The 20,269-nt window shown below is 73.1% G+C and carries 18 protein-coding genes; 5 read left to right on the forward strand and 13 right to left on the reverse strand.

From position 1 onward, the window contains the following. Positions 1-56: 56 nt before the first annotated feature. On the forward strand, positions 57-1,184 hold the full coding sequence (locus ACZ7CF_RS06090) for a S1 family peptidase (protein WP_458432621.1): 1,128 nt from the start codon (positions 57-59) through the stop codon (positions 1,182-1,184). Positions 1,185-1,276: 92 nt separating this feature from the next. Here ACZ7CF_RS06090 and ACZ7CF_RS06095 read toward each other — a convergent pair whose 3' ends face one another. Next, positions 1,277-1,864 (reverse strand): TetR/AcrR family transcriptional regulator, encoded by a 588-nt coding sequence (locus tag ACZ7CF_RS06095; protein WP_470369002.1) that lies wholly within the window; start codon positions 1,862-1,864, stop codon positions 1,277-1,279. 56 nt (positions 1,865-1,920) lie between these two features. On the opposite strand from ACZ7CF_RS06095, the gene ACZ7CF_RS06100 reads away from it, so the two are divergent. Continuing rightward, entirely contained in the window at positions 1,921-3,171 is a 1,251-nt protein-coding gene (locus ACZ7CF_RS06100; RefSeq protein WP_470369003.1) for an FAD-dependent monooxygenase, read from the forward strand. A 22-nt stretch (positions 3,172-3,193) separates the two neighbouring features. Here the strand turns inward: ACZ7CF_RS06100 and ACZ7CF_RS06105 are convergent, their stop codons facing one another. Both ACZ7CF_RS06105 and ACZ7CF_RS06110 read right to left on the reverse strand, forming a co-directional pair. After that, positions 3,194-4,351, reverse strand: coding sequence for a serine/threonine-protein kinase (locus ACZ7CF_RS06105; RefSeq protein WP_470369004.1), 1,158 nt, complete (start codon positions 4,349-4,351; stop codon positions 3,194-3,196). A 62-nt stretch (positions 4,352-4,413) separates the two neighbouring features. Continuing rightward, positions 4,414-5,277, reverse strand: coding sequence for an alpha/beta fold hydrolase (locus tag ACZ7CF_RS06110; RefSeq protein ID WP_470369005.1), 864 nt, complete (start codon positions 5,275-5,277; stop codon positions 4,414-4,416). Positions 5,278-5,330: 53 nt separating this feature from the next. Here ACZ7CF_RS06110 and ACZ7CF_RS06115 point away from each other — a divergent pair, with 53 nt between their 5' ends. Continuing rightward, the gene (locus ACZ7CF_RS06115) at positions 5,331-8,291 is read left to right on the forward strand and encodes a BTAD domain-containing putative transcriptional regulator (RefSeq protein WP_470369006.1); all 2,961 of its coding nucleotides are present in this window, start codon (positions 5,331-5,333) and stop codon (positions 8,289-8,291) included. On the opposite strand, the gene ACZ7CF_RS06120 is transcribed toward ACZ7CF_RS06115, so the two are convergent. From ACZ7CF_RS06120 to ACZ7CF_RS06140, 5 genes are read right to left on the reverse strand one after another with little or no spacing between them, the layout of a single operon-like run. After that, on the reverse strand, positions 8,263-9,729 hold the full coding sequence (locus ACZ7CF_RS06120; RefSeq protein ID WP_470369007.1) for an acyl-CoA synthetase: 1,467 nt from the start codon (positions 9,727-9,729) through the stop codon (positions 8,263-8,265). The genes ACZ7CF_RS06115 and ACZ7CF_RS06120 overlap by 29 nt on opposite strands. Further along, positions 9,668-10,984 (reverse strand): MFS transporter, encoded by a 1,317-nt coding sequence (locus ACZ7CF_RS06125; protein WP_360384367.1) that lies wholly within the window; start codon positions 10,982-10,984, stop codon positions 9,668-9,670. Before ACZ7CF_RS06125 ends, ACZ7CF_RS06120 begins: the two co-directional genes overlap by 62 nt. A gap of 9 nt (positions 10,985-10,993) precedes the next feature. After that, entirely contained in the window at positions 10,994-11,452 is a 459-nt protein-coding gene (locus tag ACZ7CF_RS06130; RefSeq protein ID WP_360384365.1) for a MaoC family dehydratase, read from the reverse strand. Next, positions 11,449-12,333 carry an amidohydrolase family protein gene (locus ACZ7CF_RS06135; protein ID WP_470369008.1) on the reverse strand — a complete coding sequence of 295 codons (885 nt, stop codon included), beginning with the start codon at positions 12,331-12,333 and terminating at the stop codon, positions 11,449-11,451. Before ACZ7CF_RS06135 ends, ACZ7CF_RS06130 begins: the two co-directional genes overlap by 4 nt. Beyond that, positions 12,330-13,208: an SDR family oxidoreductase gene (locus ACZ7CF_RS06140; protein WP_360384363.1), complete on the reverse strand. Its 879-nt coding sequence runs from the start codon at positions 13,206-13,208 to the stop codon at positions 12,330-12,332. The genes ACZ7CF_RS06135 and ACZ7CF_RS06140 overlap by 4 nt, the downstream gene beginning before the upstream one ends. 91 nt (positions 13,209-13,299) lie before the next feature. Here ACZ7CF_RS06140 and ACZ7CF_RS06145 point away from each other — a divergent pair, with 91 nt between their 5' ends. Together ACZ7CF_RS06145 and ACZ7CF_RS06150 are read left to right on the forward strand one after the other, a co-directional pair. Continuing rightward, entirely contained in the window at positions 13,300-14,088 is a 789-nt protein-coding gene (locus ACZ7CF_RS06145) for a PaaX family transcriptional regulator (protein ID WP_360384361.1), read from the forward strand. Positions 14,089-14,298: 210 nt separating this feature from the next. After that, positions 14,299-15,441 carry a glycosyltransferase gene (locus ACZ7CF_RS06150; RefSeq protein ID WP_470369009.1) on the forward strand — a complete coding sequence of 381 codons (1,143 nt, stop codon included), beginning with the start codon at positions 14,299-14,301 and terminating at the stop codon, positions 15,439-15,441. A 14-nt stretch (positions 15,442-15,455) separates the two neighbouring features. Here ACZ7CF_RS06150 and ACZ7CF_RS06155 read toward each other — a convergent pair whose 3' ends face one another. Genes ACZ7CF_RS06155 through ACZ7CF_RS06175 form a run of 5 tightly spaced genes read right to left on the reverse strand, consistent with a single transcriptional unit; the run spans position 15,456 to position 20,216 of the window. Beyond that, the gene (locus ACZ7CF_RS06155; protein ID WP_470369010.1) at positions 15,456-16,724 is read right to left on the reverse strand and encodes an APC family permease; all 1,269 of its coding nucleotides are present in this window, start codon (positions 16,722-16,724) and stop codon (positions 15,456-15,458) included. Next, complete coding sequence (locus tag ACZ7CF_RS06160) at positions 16,725-17,396, reverse strand: thioesterase II family protein (RefSeq protein ID WP_470369011.1); 672 nt, start codon at positions 17,394-17,396, stop codon at positions 16,725-16,727. Further along, a complete protein-coding gene (locus ACZ7CF_RS06165) occupies positions 17,393-18,625 on the reverse strand; it encodes a cytochrome P450 (RefSeq protein ID WP_360384353.1) in 1,233 nt (410 codons plus the stop codon). Before ACZ7CF_RS06165 ends, ACZ7CF_RS06160 begins: the two co-directional genes overlap by 4 nt. Further along, positions 18,612-18,845: an acyl carrier protein gene (locus ACZ7CF_RS06170; RefSeq protein ID WP_360384351.1), complete on the reverse strand. Its 234-nt coding sequence runs from the start codon at positions 18,843-18,845 to the stop codon at positions 18,612-18,614. Before ACZ7CF_RS06170 ends, ACZ7CF_RS06165 begins: the two co-directional genes overlap by 14 nt. Next, complete coding sequence (locus ACZ7CF_RS06175) at positions 18,846-20,216, reverse strand: AMP-binding protein (RefSeq protein ID WP_470369012.1); 1,371 nt, start codon at positions 20,214-20,216, stop codon at positions 18,846-18,848. Positions 20,217-20,269: the final 53 nt, after the last annotated feature.

A 20,269-nucleotide genomic window follows, 5' to 3' on the forward strand; every position in this document is an offset into this window, starting at 1 on the left:
GTTCGCGCCTTCCGCAACGGGGCGGGAGGCGACCCCTGACGGACAAGGAGAAGAGCGTGCGTCTCAGCGTGTCCAGAATCGTGCCCGCGCTGGCCCTCGTGCTGGTCGGGTCCACCTTCACCGCTCCCGCCCAGGCCTCGGCGCAGGAGCTGTCGCCCGGCCTGCTGTCGGCGATGAGCTCGGCGTTCGGGCTGACCGAACAGCAGGCGCGGCTGCGCCTGGAGAAGGAACACCGCGCGTCGGTGCTCGCACCGCGCGCCGAGGCCGAGGCCGGCACCGCCCACGCGGGCAGCTGGTTCGAGGACAACCGCCTCGTCGTCGCCGTCACCGACCGGGCGGCGGCCGGCCGGGTCGAGGCCACCGGCGCCGTGGCGAAGCTCGTCACCCGGTCCGCCGGGTCGATGAACGCCCACAAGAACCGGCTCGACGCCCTGTCCGCGACCGGTGCCGTGCCGGCCGCGGTCGCGAGCTGGCACCCGGACCCCAGGACCGGCACGGTCGTCGTCAACGTTGAAGCCGGCAAGCAGACCGCCGAGGTCGCCGCGTTCCTCGACAGGGCCAGGCAGTTCGGCGCCATCAGCGTCAACACCGACGGCGTGCGGCAGCCGCAGCCGTTCGCGGCCGGCACCGTCGGCGGCGACCCGTACTACACCGGCAACGTCCGCTGCTCCATCGGCTTCTCGGTGCACGGCGGCTACGTCACCGCCGGCCACTGCGGCGGCAACGGCGCGGCGGTGTACGGCTGGGACCGCTCCTTCCAGGGCAACTTCGCCGGCTCCTCCTTCCCCGGCAACGACTACGCCTGGGTCCGCACCGGCGGCGGCTGGTGGACCGTGCCCGTCGTGCTCGGCTGGGGCCGGGTGAGCGACGTGCTGGTCCGCGGCTCGTGGGAGGCGCCGGTCGGCACCTCCGTGTGCCGCTCGGGCTCGACGACGAAGTGGCACTGCGGCGCGATCCAGAGCCGCAACGAGACGATCCGGTACGCCCAGGGCGACGTGCACCAGATGGCGGGCACCAGCGTGTGCGCCGAGGGCGGCGACTCCGGCGGCTCGTTCATCACCGGTGACCAGGCCCAGGGCGTGACGTCCGGCGGCTACGGCAACTGCTCCAGCGGTGGCCGCACCTGGTTCCAGCCGATCAACGAGATCCTGAACGTCTACGGGCTGCGGCTGCACACCGCCTGATCCCGTGCCGACCGGCTGCCCACCGCGAGTCAGCGGTGGGCAGCCGGTCCCGGCGACAGCACGCGGACGGGTCCGCGCACATGTGACACGGCCTATTCAGCAGGGCCGAAAGTAGCGACCAGCTTCGCCAGGCCGTGCTCGAACCGCTCGTCGAACGACTCCTCGGTCAGGAACGGGAGCACGCGCCGCAACGCAGGCCGTTCACCCAGCACCAGACCATCCGCGGAGCGTCCCGGCAATGCCTGCTCCTCCTGCGTGAGCCCGAGGACGAAGTAGATGACGTCCCACAACGTCCACGCGGCGTCCCGTTCGGACAGCCCGCCCTCCAGCAGTGCCGCGCACAGCGCCTCCGCGACGTCCAAAGTGGCCGGTTCGGCGGCGTAGGTGCCGGCCACGACCACGGCCCCGTCGCGGTGGGCGAGCAGGGCCCGGCGGTAGCGGCGCGCGATCTCGGCGGCCCGCTCGCGCCAGTCGGCCGGCAGACCGGTGAGCGACACGCCCGCCACGATCGCGTCGGCCATCAGCTCCTCCAGCCGGGCCTTGGTCTTCACGTGCCACAGGACGGTGTTCATCCGCACGTCCAGGCGCTGGGCGATGGCGCGCAGCGAGACCGCGCCCGCGCCGTGCTCGTCGAGGATCTCCAGGGCGGTGCGCACCACGTCCGCTTGACTCTTGGTCACTGACCTAGTCTACTCACGGCACCGAGTGTTGGTCAGTGACCAAGAGGAGTGGGTTGATGCTGGACGTCGTCATCGTCGGCGCGGGGCCGACCGGGTTGTGGCTGGCGGGGGAGCTGAGGCTGGGCGGTGCCTCGGTCGTGGTGCTGGAGGCGCGGCTGGAGCGGGACCGGAACTCGAAGGCGCTCACGATCCACCCGCGCACGGTCGAGGTGCTCGACTGCCGCGGGGTGGTGGAGCCGTTCCTGGCCGAGGGCCTGCGCATCCCGAACGGGCACTTCGGCGGGCTGCCGGACCGGCTGGACTTCGCCGTCCTCGACACGCCCTACCCGTTCACGCTGGCGTTGCCGCAGGTCAGGACGGAGGAGCTGCTCGAAGAGCGAGCGGTCGGGCTGGGGGCGGTGGTGCGGCGCGGCTGCCGGGTCACCGGGCTGACCGAGGGCGGTGTGGTGCTGGACGACGGCGAGGTCGTCGGCGCGCGCTACGTGGTGGGGTGCGACGGGACCCGCAGCACCGTCCGCGCCGCCGCGGGCGTCGACTTCCCCGGCACCGACGCCACGACCTGGGGCTGGCTGGGCGACGTGGTGCTCGACGACCCGCCCCCGCGCGGGTTCACCAGCGCCACCGGGGCCGACGGCGGCCTGATGGTCGTGCCGTTGCCGGGTGGGGTGCACCGGATCGTGGGCGGTGATCCCGCGAGCAACCGGCCGGAGTGGCCCGGCGAGCTCACCCTCGACGAGCTGCGCGCGGTGGTGAAGGCCATCGCGGGCACCGACTTCGGGATGCGCGACCCGCGGTGGCTGTCCCGGTTCGGCAACGCCACCCGGCAGGCCGCCGCCTACCGCGCGGGCACGGTGCTGCTCGCCGGCGACGCCGCCCACATGCACTTCCCGACCGGCGGGGTCGGAATGAACGTCGGCATCCAGGACGCCCACAACCTCGGCTGGAAGCTCGCGGCCGTCGTCACCGGGCGCGCGGACGAGGCGTTGCTCGACACCTACCACGAGGAACGCCACCCCGTCGGCGCCGCGCTGCTCGCCCACACCAGGGCGCAGACCGCGTTGATGACGGCCTACACGCCGGAGGGGCAGGCGCTGCGGGCGTTGCTGAGCGGCCTGATCGCGTCGGCGCCGGACATGTCCCGCGAGCTGGCGGAACGGCTGTCCGGCCTGGACGTGGCGTACGCGACCGGCCGCAGGGTGCCGGACCAGGTGCTACCCGACGGCGGGCGGTTGTTCGAACGGCTGCGCGGGGGTGGGTACGTGCGGACGGCGGCCGGGGTGGTGCGGCCGGACGGGCACCTCGCCTGAACGCGGTGCACGCCGGGCAGTGTCAGCCTTTGCCGGGCCCGCCCTTGCCCTTGCGGTCCTCCCGCTTGCGCTCGTCGCCCTTGCGGTCCTCCGGCTTGCGGTCGGCCGGCTTCACGTCCTCGTGCTCGGGACGGTCGACCTTCCCGCCGGCTTGCACGGGCACGGCCGGAGCGGTCGTGGTGGTCACCGGCGGGACGGAGGCGGCCACGGGCACGGCCGACGTCGCCGGAGCCGTGGTGGTCGGCGGCGCGGACTCGGCCGGCGGTGTGGACGCGGTCAGCGCCGCGGTGACACCGGCCGTGGCGACCGCTGCGAACGCCCCCGCGGCCAGGAGCATCCGCACCGGGTGGCGGGCCTGCAGCGGGATGCCGGGCCTGGTCGCCGGCTGGACGTGCCGCAACGCCCGCGCGCACTCCGCGGCGGTGGGGCGGCGCCGGGGCGTCAGCGAGGTCATCGTGTCGAGCAGGCGGCGCAGGTCGGTGGGCAGGTGGCGCGGGATCTCCGGGCGGCGGTGCAGGCGGGCGACGGCGGCCTCGACCTCGCTGCCCTGGTACTCGCGCCGCCCGGTGAGGCACTCCAGCAGCAGGAGCCCGAGCGAGTAGATGTCGACCGCGCAGGTGAGGGCCTCGCCGCGGACCTGCTCCGGCGAGAGGTAGGCGGCGGTGCCCACCAGCTGGTCGGGCCGGGTGAGCCGGGTCGCGTCGACCAGCGTGGCCAGGCCGAAGTCGGCGAGGTGGGCGTTGCCGTCGCGGTCGAGCAGGATGTTCGACGGCTTGATGTCGCGGTGCATCACACCCCTGGCGTGCACGTAGTCCAGCACGTCGGCGAGCTCCGCGCCCAGCCGCCGCACCTCGCCGACCTCCAGCGGCCCGTCGGCGATGCGCTCGAACAGCGTCTGCCCGTCGACCATCTGCAACACGACGAACGGCGTGCCGCCGGTGGTCCCGGCGTCGTGCACCTGGACGAGGCCGGGGTGCGACAACGCGGCCAGGGTCTTGACCTCGTTGTCGAACCGGACCGCGTCCGCGAGGTCGGAGCCGGCGCGGAAGAGCTTCACCGCGACGTGGCGGTGCAGCCGGGTGTCCCACGCGCGGTGCACGTCGGCCATGCCGCCCGAGCCCAGCAGGTCGTCGAGCTCGTAGCGGTCAGCGAGCAACCGCTCGTGCGCGGACACGGACATGGCGGCCTTCCCCTCGGCGATCAGCTCCCACCCGTATTCCCGCTCGTGGCGATCACCAACCCTCAGCGGGCCAGCAGATCGCGCACCGCGCCCACGACGACCCCCGGTGCCTCCTCGGCCATGAAATGTCCACAGGAGACGGTGCGGTGGTCGAGGTCGGAAGCCCAGGCCCGCCACAGCTTCTCGGCCTCGAACCCGAGCGCGGAACCCCAGTCCTGCTGCAGCACGGTGACGGGCATCCCCAGCCGGTTGCCCGCGCGGAGGTCGGCGGTGTCGTGCTCGACGTCGACCGTCGCCATCGCCCGGTAGTCGGCGACGATCGACGTGACCGCCTCGCGGGAGGCGCGCAGGTACTCGGCGCGGACCTCCGCCGGGAACGACGACCCGCCCCAGGCGTCGAGGAAGTGGCCGAAGAACACGTCCGGGCGGGCCCCGATCAGCTCCTCGGCCAGACCGGGCGGCTGCGCCATCAGGAACAGGTGGAAGCCGACGACGCCGGACGTCCCGCGCATGACGTCCCACATGTCCAGCGTGGGCAGGACGTCGAGCGAGGCCAGGTGCGTGACGTGCGCGGGGTGGTCGAGCCCGGCGCGGAACGCGACGTGCGCGCCCCGGTCGTGGCCGACGAGCGCGAACCGGTCGTGGCCCAGGTGCCGTGCGACGGCCACGACGTCGGCGGCCATGGTGCGCTTCGAGTAGGTGGAACCGGTGTCGGCGGGCTTGTCGCTGTCGCCGTAGCCGCGCAGGTCGGGCATGATCACGGTGTGGTCGGCGGCCAGGTCGGCGGCGACGTGCCGCCACATCAGATGCGTCTGCGGGAAGCCGTGCAGCAGCACGACCGGGGTGCCGGAGCCGGTGGTGGCGACGTGCAGCTCGACGCCGTCGGAGACTTGGACGCGCTGGTGGTCGAAGTTCGTGAGGTTCACGCCGACACCTTGCGCGCGCCCGATCAGCAACCGATCAGTGCCGGGGTCAGCGGGTGGTGACGTTCGGGGTGCTCGGCCCGCTGACCGCGGGCGCGGCCCGGCTCGGCGGCCCGAAGCAACGCGCCGTGCTCGCCCGGCTGCTGGTGGCGCGGCGGCGTGTCGTGCCGGTGCGCACCCTCGTCGCGGACCTGTGGGAAGACCCGCCGGACGGGGCGGTCGGCACCGTGCAGACGTTCGTGGGCGCGCTGCGCAAGGCGCTCGAACCGGACCGTCCACCCCGGACCCCGTCGACCCTGCTCGTCACCGAGGGCACCGGGTACGCGCTGCGCGCGCAGGACGTGGACGCGTGGCGGTTCGAGGAGATGCTGGGCGGCGACCTGCCGGTGCTGGACGCGGCGCTGGCGTTGTGGCGCGGCCCCGCCTACGCCGAGTTCGCCGATGAGCACTGGGCGCGCGCGGAGGTCGACCGGCTGGAGGAGCTGCGCCTGGTCGCCGTCGAACGCCGGGCCGAGGCGGCGCTGGCGGCCGGTCGTGCCGCGGAGGTCGTGGCCGACCTGCGCGCGCAGGTCACCGCGCACCCGTGGCGGGAGAAGGCGTGGAGCCTGCTCGCGCTGGCGCTGTACCGGGAGGGCCGGCAGGGCGACGCGCTGGCGGCGGTGCGCTCGGCCCGCACCGCCCTGGCGGAGCACCTGGGCGTCGACCCCGGCCCGGAGCTGCGGGCGCTGGAGTCGGACGTCCTCGCGCAGTCGCCCCGCCTGACGCCGTCGCCGCCGATCGGCCTGGTCGGGAGGTCCGCCGAGCTGGCCGTGCTGGCGGACGCCGTGCCCGCGGCGGGCCTGGGGATCGCGGTGGTGACGGGCGAGGCGGGCGTGGGCAAGACGGCGCTGGCGGAGGCGTTCAGCGCGGTGCTCGCCGGCCGCGGCTGGCGGACGGTGTGGGCCCGGTGCCCGGAGGACGCGCCGGTGGCGTGGCCGTGGCAGCAGGTGGTGGAGGCGCTGGGCCTGGAGCTGGCGGCGGACGACCGCTTCCGGCTGCGCCGGTCCGTGGTGGCGGCGGTGTCGTCGGCGGCACCGGTGCTGGTCGTGCTGGACGACCTGCACCAGGCCGACGAGGAGACGCTGGCGGTGCTGGCGGCGTTCACGGTGGCGCCGCTGCCCGGCCGGGTGCTGGTGGTGGCGACGTCACGGGTGCCGGTGGCCTCCGAGGCGCTGGCCCGCGCGGAACCGGTCCGCGTGGAGCTCACCGGCCTGGGCGAGGAGGCGGTCGGCGCGCTCGTGCGGTCGATCGCGGCCGGCGCCGACGTGCGGCTCATCGCCGAACGCAGCGGCGGGAACCCGTTCTACGTCAAGGAACTGGCCCGGCTGAGCGCGGCGGGCGGCGATCCGGGCGCGGTGCCGGCGGGGGTGCGGGACGTGCTGCGGCACCGGTTGGCGGGGCTGCCCGCCGGGGTGCGCACGGTGCTGCGGCAGGCGTCGGTGCTCGGCCGTGAGGTGGACGTGGACCTGCTGGCCGCGGTGGCGGGCGGGGACGTGCTCGACGCGCTGGACGTGGCGTTGGACGCGGGGTTCGTGGTGGACGTGGCGCCGGGGCGGGCGCGGTTCACGCACGTGCTGGTGCGGGACACGCTGTACGAGGAGGTGTCGCTGACGCGGCGGGCGCGGTGGCACGGGGTGGTGGCGCAGGCCCTGGAGTCCCGGATGGGTGACGCGGTGGCGGGGGCGAGCGGTGCGGCACGGCCGGGCGAGGTGGAGTTGCTGGCGCACCACTACCTTGCGGCCGGTGCGCGCGGGGAGGCGGCGATCAGGGCGTTGGCCACGGCGGCGGGGGTGACGCGGTCGCCGCGGGACGCCGTGCGGTTGTGGCGGGCGGCCATCGCGGCGGCGGACGGCGTGCGGGTGGACCTGCTGACCGGACTGGCGCGGGCGCTGGCGGTGAGCGGGGACCTGGAGGGCGCGCGGGAGCAGCGGTCGGTGGCGTTGCGCGCGGCAGGCGGGGGAGGACCGCAGCGGCTTGCGGACCCGCCGACTGTCCCTCCGCTGGTGCCCGCGGACCCGCTACCCGCCGATCCGCAAGCCGTGGCCGACGTCATCGGCTCCTTCGACGTCCCCGGGATCTGGACCACCAACGACGACCCGGCCCACTCCGCCGAGCTCGTCGCGGCCGCCGAACGCGTCCTGCCCGCGTTCCCCGGCCCGACCGCCACCCGCGCCCGCCTGCTCGCCACCATCGCCATGGAGGACCGCGGCACCGGCGCACGCCTGCCGGAAGCGGAGGAGGCCGAGGCCATCGCCCGCGAACTGGACGATCCGGGGCTGCGGGCGTTCGCGCTCAACGCCCGGTTCATGCACACCTTCCACCGCGCCGGGCTGGCCCCGCACCGCGCCGCGATCGGTGCGGAGATCGTCGCCCACGCCGCCGAGCACCGCCTGGTCACCCACGAGGTCCTCGGCCACCTGGTCCTGGTCCAGGCGCACGCCGCACTCGACCGGCTCGGCACCGCCGACCGGCACGCCGAGGAGGCCGACGACCTCGCCCGCCGGTACGACCTGCCGCTGGTCGGCGTGTTCACCGGCTGGTACGCGGCGCTCAAGCTCGCCGCCGCCGGAGACGTCCCCGCCGCCGACCGCGCCTACCGGGCCGCCGCCGCCCGTGTGGAGGGCACCGGCATGTGGGGCATGGAGCGCGGGCTCCTGCCGCTGGCGCTGCTGAGCCTGCACGGTCCGTCGGTGGTGGACCTGGACGACGACTGGGGCCCGCACCGCGACTGGGTGCGCCCCCTCGTGCTGCCGCACGACGAGGCGCTCGCCGCGGCGAGGGACCTCCCGGCCGGGCCCGCGGACCTGCTCACCGAGACGCGGGCCTGCCTGCTCGCGATGGCGGCGATCCGCCTGGGCGACCGGGGGCTGGGAGAACGGGCCCGCACGACACTGGCACCGGCGAAGGACGAACAGGCCGCCGGCACCGGCCTGTTCACCTTCGGACCGATCAGCCGCTTTCTGGCCGCGCTGAGCTGACCAGCGGCATCCGGCGCAACGCCGGTTTGAGCACCTTCCCCGAACCCGTGCGCGGCAGCTCGGCGACCACCTCGACGTGCACCGGGATCTTGTACTTCGCCAGGCGCGGAAGCAGGAACTCGCGCAATGACGGTGCGTCCAGCGAAGCACCGTCGCGGGGCCGCACGAACGCGCGGCCCACCTCACCCCACCGGTCGTCCGGCACGCCGACCACCGCCACCTCGGCGACGTCCGGGTGGTCGGCGATCGCGTTCTCCACCTCCGCCGGGTACACGTTCTCCCCGCCGGAGATGTACATGTCCTTCAGGCGGTCGACGACGTGCAGGTGGCCGTCGGCGTCCAGGCGGCCGATGTCGCCGGTGCGGAACCAGCCGTCCGGGGTGAACGCGGCCGCGGTGGCGACCGGGTCGTTCCAGTAGCCGGGCGTCACGTTCGGGCCCTGCACCTCGATCTCGCCGGTATCGGCCAGCCGCAGGTCGCCGAGGAACACCGGCGGGCCGGCCGAGCCCGCCTTGCGCACGCTGTCGGCCGCCTCCAGGAACGTGGCGCCCGGCGCGGTCTCGGTGAGGCCGTAGCCCTGGCAGAACACCAGCCCGCGGTCCTGGTAGGTGTGGATCAGCGCGTCCGGTATCGCCGCACCGCCGCAGAGCAGCACTCGCACCGACGACAGGTCCGCCGTGTGCCAGTGCGGTGACGCGGCCAGGTCGGCGTACATCGTGGACACGCCGAACAGCCACGTCACACCGTGCCGCTCGATCAGCGACACGCACTCGTCGACGTCCCAGCGCGGGGTCAGCACGCTGTGGCCGCCCTTGACGAACGTGGGCAGCAGCGTCTGCGTCAGCGCGGCGACGTGGAACAGCGGCGCGGCCACCAGCGCCACCTCGTCGGCGGCGATGTCGACGCCGACCATCAGGTTGAACGTGTTCCACAGCAGGTTGGCGTGGGTGAGCACCGCGCCCTTGGGCCGCCCGGTCGTGCCGGAGGTGTAGAGGATCAACGCGGGGTCGTCGACCGCCACCGGCACGTCGAGCGGGTCCGCCGAACCCCCGGCCAGCCACTCCTCGTAGCCGTCCAGCGAGATGGCGTGTTCGTGCGTGACGCGGTGCGAGGCCGCGTGCACGAGCACGCGGGCCCCGCTGTCGCCCAACTGGTAGTCGACCTCCGCGGGGGTGAGCCGGAAGTTCAGCGGCACGAACACCGCGCCGAGCAGGTGCGCGGCGAACATCGTCTCGGCGAACGACGGGTGGTTGGGCCCGAGGTAGGCGACCCGGTCGCCGTGCCGCACCCCGAGCTCCTCCAGCCGCCGCGCGAGCCTCGTCGTGCGCTCGTCCAGCTCCCCGTAGGTCGTGGTGATCCCCTGGTGGGTCAGCGCGTCACGCTTCGGCGCCATGCGCGCGCGGCGGTGCGGCCAGCTGCCCAGACCCGAGTTCCGCATCCCTGTCTCCCGTCAGGCTGGTGTGGCTGGTCTCCCGCAACACGACCGTGCAGACCACGGTCAGCAGGCAGAAGGCCGCGAGGATGAACGGGATCGCGCCCGTCCCCGCGCTGTTCTGCACCTGCGCGAACAGCAGCGGGGCGAGGCCCGCGCCCAGTCCGGCGAGCTGGTAGCCCAGCGACGCCCCGGTGTAGCGGCTCCCGGTGGTGAACAGCTCGCTGTAGAGCGCGGCGAGCGGCCCGTACATCATCGGGTGGACCACCGCCTGGCCGAGCACCAGCGCGAGGACGACGTACCCGTTGTCCACCAACGGGAACAGCACGAACCCGAACACGGCCATCAGCACGGCCCCGGCGAGCACCACCGGCCGGCGCCCGAACCGGTCCGAGGCCGCGGACCAGCCGAGGATGCCCAGCACCGCGAGCGCCGACGACAGCGTGAGCGCGTTGAGGATCGCCTGCCGGCTGTTCCCGGCCTGCACGCCGTACGCGAGGATGAACGTCGTCAGCGTCGACTGCGCGACGAACGCCGACAGGCCGACCCCGACACTCAGCAGCAGCGTGCGCGGGTGGTTGCGCAGCACGTCGACCAGCGGCGTGGACGTCTTCTTGCGCTCGGCCCGGAACACCGGCGTCTCCTCGACCCGCATCCGCACGAACAGGCCGACCGCCAGCAGCGCGAGGCTCAGCAGGAACGGCACCCGCCAGCCCCACGACAGGAACGCCTGCTCGCCCACCAGCGCCGCGGTACCGGTCAGCGCGGCGGTCGACAGGACCATGCCGCACGGCGCGCCCGCGTTGGTGAAGCTCGCCCACAGCCCGCGCCGCGAGGTGGCGTGCTCGGCGGACATGAGCACCGCGCCGCCCCACTCACCGCCGACGGAGATGCCCTGCACGACCCGCAGCAGCACCAGCCCGGCCGGTGCCAGCCAGCCGATCTGCGCGTAGGTGGGCAGCAGGCCGATCAGGAAGCTCGCCACACCCATCAGCGTCATGGTCAGCACGAGCATCTTCTTGCGGCCCAGCAGGTCGCCGTAATGTCCGAAGAGGACACCACCGAGCGGGCGGGCCAGGTAGCCGGTGGCGAACGTGCCGAAGCTCGCGATCGTGCCGACCAGCGGGTCGAGCGAGGAGAAGAAGACCTTGTTGAACACGACCGCGGAGGCCGTGGCGTAGAGCAGGAAGTCGTAGTACTCGATCACACTGCCGAGGAAGCTGGACGAGACCGCACGGCGTAACTGCGTTGTTGTCGCCATGACCTCACCTCACGCGTAGTGGCGGTAGACGGCGCGTGCGACGCACGCGGGCTTTTCGGAGCCCTCGATCTCGACGGTGAAGTCGACGGTCAGCTGCACGCCGTCGCCCGTGACGTCCTCGACGGACGCGACGCGGCCGGCCAGCCGGATCTTGGCGCCGACCGGGACGGGTGCGGGGAAGCGGACCTTCTCCAGCCCGTAGTTGAGGCTCATCCGCACGCCGGAGACGGTCAGCAGCTGCCCCATGAGCGGGATGAGCAGTGCCAGCGTCAGGTAGCCGTGCGCGATCGTGGTGCCGAACGGGCCGGTCGCGGCGCGTTCGGGGTCGACGTGGATCCACTGGTGGTCGTCGGTGGCGTCGGCGAAGGTGTCGACGCGCTCCTGGGTGACCTGCAGCCAGTCGGTGTGGCCGAGGTCGGCCCCCGCCAGCGCCTTGAGCTCGGAGATCCCTTGCACGGCGGTGGTCATGCGTCCTCCTTGACGAGTCCGAGCAGGCGTGCGGCGTTGTGCTTGAGGATCTTCGGGCGGACCTCGTCCTTGATCTCCAGCGCGGCGAAGTCGGCGAGCCAGCGGTCCGGGGTGATCACCGGGTGGTCCGAGCCGAACAGCACCTTGTCCTGCAGCACGGTGTTGGCATACCGCACCAGCTGTGGCGGGAAGTACTTCGGTGACCAGCCGGACAGGTCGATGTGCACGAACGGCTTGTGCGTCGCGACCGCGAGCGCCTCGTCCTGCCAGGGGAACGACGGGTGCGCGAGGATGATCCGCAGGTGCGGGAAGTCGACGGCGACGTCGTCGACGAGCATCGGGTTGGAGTGCTTCAACCGGATTCCGCCGCCACCGGGCACGCCGGCGCCGATCCCGGTCTGCCCGCTGTGGAACAGGGCGGGGACGCCGAGCTCCTCGATCGCCTCGTAGAGCGGGTAGGCCATCCGGTCGTCGGGGGAGAAGTCCTGCAGGCTCGGGTGGAACTTGAACCCGCGCACGCCGTGCTCCTCCACGAGCCGGCGCGCCTCGCGGACCGCGGCCCTGCCCTTCCACGGGTCGACGCTCGCGAACGGGATGAGCACGTCGGCGTGCTCGGCGCAGGACGCCGCGACCTCCTCGTTGGCGATGCGCGGGTGGCCGGTGGCGTGCTCGGCGTCCACGGTGAAGATCACCGCGGCCATCCTGCGCTCGCGGTAGATCGCGGCGGTCTCGGCGATGGTGGGCTGGCGGTGAGCGGCCTTGAAATACCGGGCGGACGCCTCGACCAGATCGGGCCTGAGCGAGCTGTGGCCGTCCTTCGAGATCTCCGCGTGCGTGTGGACGTCGATGGCGACGATCTCGTCCAGGTCGATGCCGGTCATGGTGCCACCGGAGCCGGGATGCCGTAGGTCTCGGGTTCGAGCTCGCCGAACCGCTCGGCGATCGCGGCCGCCGACCAGCCGCCGTCGGCGAACAGCACCTGCTTCTCCGCGGGGTGCGCCCACAGCGCGAGCCGGTCGCCGCCGATGCCGATGGCCTGTCCGGTGATGCCCTTCGCGGCGTCGCTCGCCAGGAACACGACCAGTTCGGCGGCGTCCTCGACGGTGCCCATGCCCTCGTCGCGGCGCACCCAGTCCGGCAGCGGCGTGCCGGTGCGTTCGGACTCCTCGATCAACGGGGCGAACGCGGGGATCGTCCTGGTCATCTCGGTGGCGGCGACCGGCACGACCGCGTTGACCGCGACGTCGGCCCTGGCGAGCTCCAGCGCCCAGGTCCGTGCCATGGCGGCGATCCCGGCCTTGGCGGCGGCGTAGTTGGTCTGCCCGAAGTTGCCGCGCTGCCCTGCCGGTGACGACACCAGCACGAGCCGGCCGCCCGTGCCCTGCTCCCGCATCCGGACCGCCGCCGCGCGAGCGCACGTGAAGGTGCCGCGCAGGTGCACGTCGATGACGGCGTCGAACTCGTCGTCGGTCATCTTCCACAGCACCCGGTCGCGGAGGATGCCCGCGTTGGTGACCAGCACGTCGAGCCGCCCGAACGCCGCCACGGCGGTGTCGACGAGCCGTTGCGCGGTCTCCGCAGGCCCCACCGGTGCGACGACCGCCGTGCCGCCGATGGCCGCGGCGACCTCCTCCGCGCTCTCGTCCACGTCGTTCACCACGACCGCGGCCCCGTTGCGCGCCAGGGCTTCCGCGTAGGCCCGTCCCAGTCCGCGACCGGCGCCGGTGACGATCGCGACCTTGCCAGACAGCTCCATCCGACGAGTCCTCTCCGTTGGGATCGCGACCAAAAGTAAGGCATATTCGTGACGCTCGTCTAGATGTTGCCCAACATGTATCGTGAGCAGCGTGACGCCCCAGTCCTTGCTGCTCAACTTCCTCGGCCTGTACGTGCTGGGCCGGGACATCGCGGTCTACTCGGGCAGCGTGATCGACGTCTTCGCGCGCGTGGACGTCTCCGAGGAGGCCGTGCGGTCGACGCTGACCCGGATGACCTCCCGCGGCCTGCTCACCAAGCACCGCAACGGCCGCAAGGTCTACTTCGGACTCACCCCGCGCGCGAACGACGTGCTGCACGACGGTGAGCGCCGCATCTGGCAGCGCGGCGCCGTGAACAGGGACTGGGACGGCACCTGGACGCTCGTCGGGTTCTCCCTGCCGGAGGGCCGCCGCTCCACCCGCCACGACCTGCGCACGCAGCTGCAGTGGGCGGGCTTCGGCCCGGTGCAGAACGGCCTGTGGATCACGCCGGGCACCCACGACGTGACCGAGATCGTCGCGGGCCTGGGCCTGGCCGACCACATCACCGTGTTCACCGCCCAGCACGCCAAGCCGACGGAGGCCGCCGACCTGGCCGCGCGCGCCTTCGACATGGCCGCGATCGCCGCGCGTTACCAGGACTTCCTGGCCCGGTGGCGCACGCCGGACGACACGTTGCCCGACGACCTGGCCCGGCAGCTGGTGCTGCACGGCGACTGGCTCGACCTCGTGCGGCAGGACCCGCACCTGCCTGCGGAGCTGCTGGCGCACGACTGGCCGGCGATCGCGGCGGAGCAGCTGTTCCGCAAGCTCGCCACCCGGTACGCCCAGACGGCGGCCCCACTGGCAGCCGCGGCAATCGAGTCACTCGCCCTCTGACCCCTGCTGCTCCCGCATCTGCAAGTACCACCAACTCAAGATCACCCAGCACTTTTCTACTGCCGACTGCCTCGGGGGCGGCCCGCGGCCGGACGCGCGCTTCGGCGTGCGGCGAAGCGGTTGGTGGTGGTCAGCGGCGGTTTGATCAAGGGTTGGTGGTACTTGCAGATGCCTGGGCAGCAGGGGGCGTGGTCAACTGGGTGCGTGCGGGTGGTTGTCGTTTCCGGTGGCGATCCGGGGCATGTCGTTCCGGCGATCGCGTTGTGCCTGCGGTTCAGGGAGGCCGGGGACGCCCCGGTCTTGCTGACCGGCGACCGTTGGGTGGACGCGGCGGTGCGGGAGGGCGTGCCGGCCGCGCGGGTCACCGGGCTGGCGTTGCGCGACCTGCGCGACGAGGCCGACCTCGGGAAGGCGTTGCACGACCAGGCGGCGGAGCTGGCCCTCGCGCTCGGGCCCCAGCTCGCCGAGTTGGAGCCTGACCTGGTCGTGTGCGACGTCCTGGCGCTGGGTGCGGGCATGGCCGCGGAACGGGCAGGCGTCCCGTGGGTGCAGCTGTCGCCGCACCCGCTCTACGCGCCGTCGAAGCACCTGCCGCCGATGGGCAGCGGACTGGCGGCCGGGGTCGGGGTACGCGGGAAGCTGCGGGACGCGGTGCTGCGCGCGCTGACCGCTCGTTCGCTGAGACAGGGCGAACGGCAGCTGGTCGCGGCACGGCGGCGGGTCGGGCTGAGCGGCAGGGGAGCGGGCCCGGTCGCACGGCTGGTCGCGACGTTGCCCGCGTTGGAGGTGTCGCGACCGGACTGGCCGACCGACGCGCACGTGGTCGGGCCGCTGCTGTGGGAGGCGAGCCGGGAGCTGATGACCCCGCCACCGGGCACCGCGCCGCTCGTCCTGATCGCTCCGTCGACGGCGTGGACCGGGGCGGCCGGCATGGCCGAGATGACGCTGGCGGCGCTGGACGGCCTGGGCGTGCGGGCCGTGGTGTCCACGTTCGCGCCGCCGCCCGGGACGTTGCCGGACTGGGCCAGGTCAGGGCCGGGACGGCAGGACGAGCTGCTGCGCGACGCGGCGGTCCTGGTCTGCGGTGGCGGGCACGGGATGCTGGTCAAGGCGCTGCGGGCGGCCGTTCCGGTGGTCGTGGTGCCCGGCGGCGGTGACCAGTGGGAGATGGCGAACCGGGTCGCGCGGCAGGGCAGCGGAGTGCTCGTGCGGCCGTCCACCGTGGACTCGCTGCGGGCAGCCGTCACGCGCGTGCTGGACGATCCGTCGTTCGCCGCCGCGGCGGCCTTGGCGGCGGCGGGTGTGCACGAGGTCCGCGATCCCGTCGAGGTGTGCCGCACCGCCCTGGCGTGACGGGAGTGGTCCGGTCAGCCGGAGGTCGCGCTCGCCCTCGCCCGCCTGCGGCGGTCGACCAGGGAGGTGCCCAGCAGCACCACCGTGAACAGCACCCAGCACAGCCACATCGGCGGTCCCGCGAGCAGCGTCACGAGCAGCACGGTCACCCCGCACAACGCCGTGACGACACGCGCGCGCACCCCGTCCGCCAGCTTGGCGAACGCCGCCGCGCCCACGCCGTAGAGCACGAAGTAGATCCCGCCCGACACCACGAAGAGCGCCTCGAACGACACCAGTCCCAGTGCGCCGAGCACCGCGATCACGGTCAGCACCAGCCCGACCACGACCACGGAGGTCACCGGGTTCGCGTCACGGGTCCGCACCCGGCTCAGCGCGGCGGGCAGGTAGCCGCTGCGGGCCATGCCGAACACCAGACGGGACAGGGCGAGCACCGAGGCGCAGACGTTCGCCGTGATCGTGACGATCACCAGCAGCAGCGTCATCGGCCGGCCGACGCCGCCGAGCGCCCGTTCGGCGAGGAGCAGCAGCGGTGCCGAGTTCAGCGCCGGGTCGCCGGAGTCGACCACGGCGAAGATCCCCAGCAGCAGCAACGCGTACAGCGCCACCACGACGAGGTAGGAGGTGACGAAGATGCGCGGGATCGCGTCCGAGCTCTTGTGCTCCTCGAACGTGAAGGCGACCGTCTCCCAGCCGGTGAACGCCACGTAGACCGCGGTGAGCGCGGTGCCGAGCGCGGAGAACTCCGGGAGGCGCGTGCTCGGGACGGCCGGGCCGTGCGAGCCGATCGCGATCACCGCCGTGACCACGACGAGGGCGAACAACGCCAGCAGCAGGGTGACCTGCAGCCGGCCGGAGACGTTCGCGCCCAGCAGCGCCACGGCGGTCGCGGCCGCGAGCACGACCACGGGGAACGCCCAGTTCAGCGCGGCGGCGCCGGAGAACTCGGCGAGGTAGCGACCACCGGTGATCGCGGTCGCGGGAATGCCGGTGACCAGCGCGAACGTGGCGAGCATGCCGGAGGTGCGGCCGGTCGACCGGCCGAGCGCGACCTCGGCGTAGTGGGCGACACCGGACGCGGCCGGGTACCGCCGGCCCAGCCAGGCGTAGCAGTACAGCAGCGGCACCACCGACAACGCCGCGACCGCCCACGGCATCCACGCCGACAGGCCGAGCTGGTAGTAGCTCGTGCCGGGCAGCACCATCATGCCCGCGCCCAGGATCGTGGACAGCGCCACGAAGGTGCCGACGAAGACGCCCGTCGACTTGCGGAGCTCGCTCATTCAGGGGTTCCTCAACGCCGACACGACCGAATCGACCGCCTCGCGGAGCACCTCCGGCGGGGTTCCGTCAAGCATGTGACCCCCTTCGGCCTCGACGAGGCGGAATTGACCTGATACCCGATCACGCCAGCGGGCACACATCTCCGTTCCGATGAAATTGTCGCCACGGGTCGCCACCACGTGCAATTGGTCGATGTCCGCTTCCTGGTTCACCCATTCGGCGAGCCGGTCGGCGACCTCGGCATCGGCGCGGACACCGGCGGCGATCTCGGCCAGCAATTCCGGGTCCTCGAGAACGTCCGGCGGAAATCCGTCGGCGGCCAGCACGTCCGCTATCTCGGCGTCCGTCGAGTGCGACATCGTCGGGATGCGGCCGGCGGCGTCCGGGTACGGCGTGTTCACCAGCAGCACCCCCACGGGCACCCCCAGCGCGGAGCGCAGCGCACCGCGCAACCGGAGTGCGGACAGCCCGCCCATGCTGTGCCCGACCAGCACGACGTGCTCCGCGGCGGACTCCCGGGCCGCCCGCACGACCTCGGCGACCGTGTCGTGCTCCCACCGGCCCGACAGCAGCTCGCCGACCCCCGCCGCGTTGCCGCACGCGACGTGGTCCGCGCCGGACAGCCAGCGCAGCCCGCGACCGGCGCCGGCGGCGGGGAACGACGCGATCATGCGCCCGGCTTCCCCGCCTCGACGACCTCGACCTGCAGCTCGGTGAGGCCCAGCATGAAGTTCGACCGCAGCCGCTGCGGCGGGGCGACCACGGCGAACGCCTTGTCCCACGCGGCCAGCTCCTCGACGAACATCTGGACCTCCAGCGTCGCCACGGGAGCACCGATGCAGCGGTGCACGCCCGCGCCGAACGCGATCTGCCGGTTGTCCTGGCGGTCGACCAGGAACTCGTCCGGGCGGTCGAAGACGGCCCGGTCCCGGTTGGCCGACATGTTCCACAGCGTCACGAAGCTGCCCTCGGGAACGACCTCGTCACCGACGGGGAAGTCCTGCACCGCGAGGCGTTGCACGTAGCTGTTCGTCGAGGTCCAGCGCAGGAGCTCGGCGGTGGCGACAGCGGAGGACACCTCTCCGGCGGTGACCCTGGCCCACTGCGCGGGCTCGCGGTTGATCGTGTCGATGGTCAGGCTGGCGGTGTGCGGGGTCGTCTCGTTGCCGCCCACGGCGACGTTCAACCCGTTGAGCAGCGCGACGTCGCGCGGCATCTCCCCGGACGCGACGAGCTGCGCGAGCACGCCGATCATGTCGTCGGCCGCGCCGTCGGCGATGCGCTTGTCCACCAGCTCGTTCATGAAGTCGAGCACCTCGATCTGCGCGTCGACCAGCGCGTCGAGCGGTGCGGTGCCGGTGTAGGCCTGGTCGCGGTAGCCGATCATGATCCGGGTGGCCTCCAGCAACGAGGCCGCGTCCTGCCGGCCGATGCCGAAGAGGATCTCCAGCACGCCCTTGGGCAGTTCGGGCGCGACGACCGTCGTGAAGTCGACCCGGTCGCCGACGGACAGCGAGCCGAACACCTCGCGGACGTTGCGGCGGACCGTCTCGCCGATCCGCGCGACCATCTCCCTGCTGAACCCGCTGGTCTTGATCGGCCTCTTGAGCGCGCCGTGCGCGGGCTCGTCCGCGACGATCAGCATGCGGCCCGACGCCGAGTCCTTCTCCGGCCGGTACGAGCCGTCGATCATCGTGCCGTAGGCCGAGCTCAGGCGGTCGTGGTCGACGTAGGCCGCGTACACGTCGTCGTAGCGCGTCAGCGCGTAGAACTCGTAGCCGTCGGAGCGGCGGTGGCGGGACACGGGGTTGTTCTCCCGCAAGTCGGCCAGGTATGCCCACGGGTCGTCCTCGGCGAAGAAGTCGGCCGAGTAGAGCGGGCTGTTCTCAACGACCAGCATCGCCGGCTCCGATCAGGTCGGCGATCCCCGCGGGGGTGCGCCCGCCGAAGAAGACGTGTCCGGGCACCTTGACCCCGGTCTGCTCCTTGAGCAGCGCCCGGCACCGCAGCACGGCCAGCGAGTCGAACCCGGCCGCGAAGATGTCGGTGTCCGCCGCTATGTCCTTGTTCGAAATCGTCCGCACGCACTCGACGATCATGGCGGTCGTGATCTCACTCATTCAGACTCCCGTTGTGCGCAGGTGGCGGCCCAGCAGCGCGGCGGTGTCGACCTTCCCGCCGGGCTTGACCGGAAAGCTGTCCACGAGGTCCACGGCGATCGCCGCGGAGCAGCCGCGGACCAGTGCCTCGACCGGGGCGCGCACCTCGTCGCCGGGCACACCGGGTTCGAGCTGGACGAACGCGATCGTGTGCCGTTCGTGCTGGGCGACCCGGCAGGCCGTGACACCGGGCAGCCCGGCCACCGCGTGCTCCAGCGCGGCGGCGTCGACCCGCGTCCCGTTGACCTTGATCCGGCTGTCCGAGCGCCCGGCGAAGACCAGGTCGCCGCCGCCGTCGGTCCACACGAGGTCACCCGTGCGGTACCGGCCGTCGAACCGGGTCGCGAGCACGCCCCGGTCGAGGTAGCCCAGGCAGACGAACGGGCCCTCCACGACCAGCTCCTGCCGGTCGCCGGCGGCCTGCAACCGCTCCACGCACCCGTCGAGCGGCCGGCCGATCGGGACGGTGTCGCGGTCGAAGCGGTCGGGCAGCACGTACCGGTGGGTGGCGAACGTGGCCTCGGTCGGCCCGTAGAGGTTGACGAACCGGCTCGTGAGGCCGGCCTCCCTCGCGCGCCGGTAGGTCGAGACGTGGAACTGCTCGCCGCCGCTGAACAGCCACGGCACACCGGCGATCGCCTCGGGCAGCACGTCGAGCAGCGTGGCGACCACGGCGGCGGGCAGCAGCAGCCGGTCGACGCCGTGCCGGCGCACGAGGTCCGGCCACTCGAACACGTCCTCGTTGACGTCCGGCAGGCACACCACCTTGCCGCCCGCGGCGACCGCGCACCACGTGTCGAACCACCAGCCGTCGAACGCCGGGGTGGCGAAGCTGCCCGCGGTCAGCCGGTGGTCGACCGGCACCCGCAGGCCGCGGCAGGCGAACAGCGCCAGCAGGTTGCCCCTCGACACGGCGACGGCCTTGCGGCTGCCCGTGCTGCCGGAGGTGAAGTTGACCGACACCATGTCCTCCGGCAGCGCGCCGTCCGGTGCCGCGGTGCCCGTGTTCGCGGTCACCGTCACGTCGCCGTGGACCGACAACGTCAGGCCGGGGCGCACGCGGTCGAGCTCGTCCGGGCTCAGCGTGCCGTCGTCGGTGACGGCGGCACACCCGGCCCGCCACACCCCGAGCTGGCCCGCGAAGAAACCGAGCTTGCTGCCGGCGCGGATCAGCACGACCCGCGCTGTGCCGTGCGCTCGGACCGCCCGTTCGACCGAGGCGGCGAGGGCGTCGACCTCGCGCCGGCTGTGTTCCTCGTCGTCCTCCACCCACACCGGGTCGTCCGACCGCCAGTGGTCGCCGTGGATCAGGTCGTGCCAGGTCCTGTTCATCACCGAAGCCCCAGTCCGTCCATCGCCCTGCCGCTTTTCCGGTCCCGACGAGG

Source organism: Lentzea sp. NPDC036955, assembly GCF_055608005.1.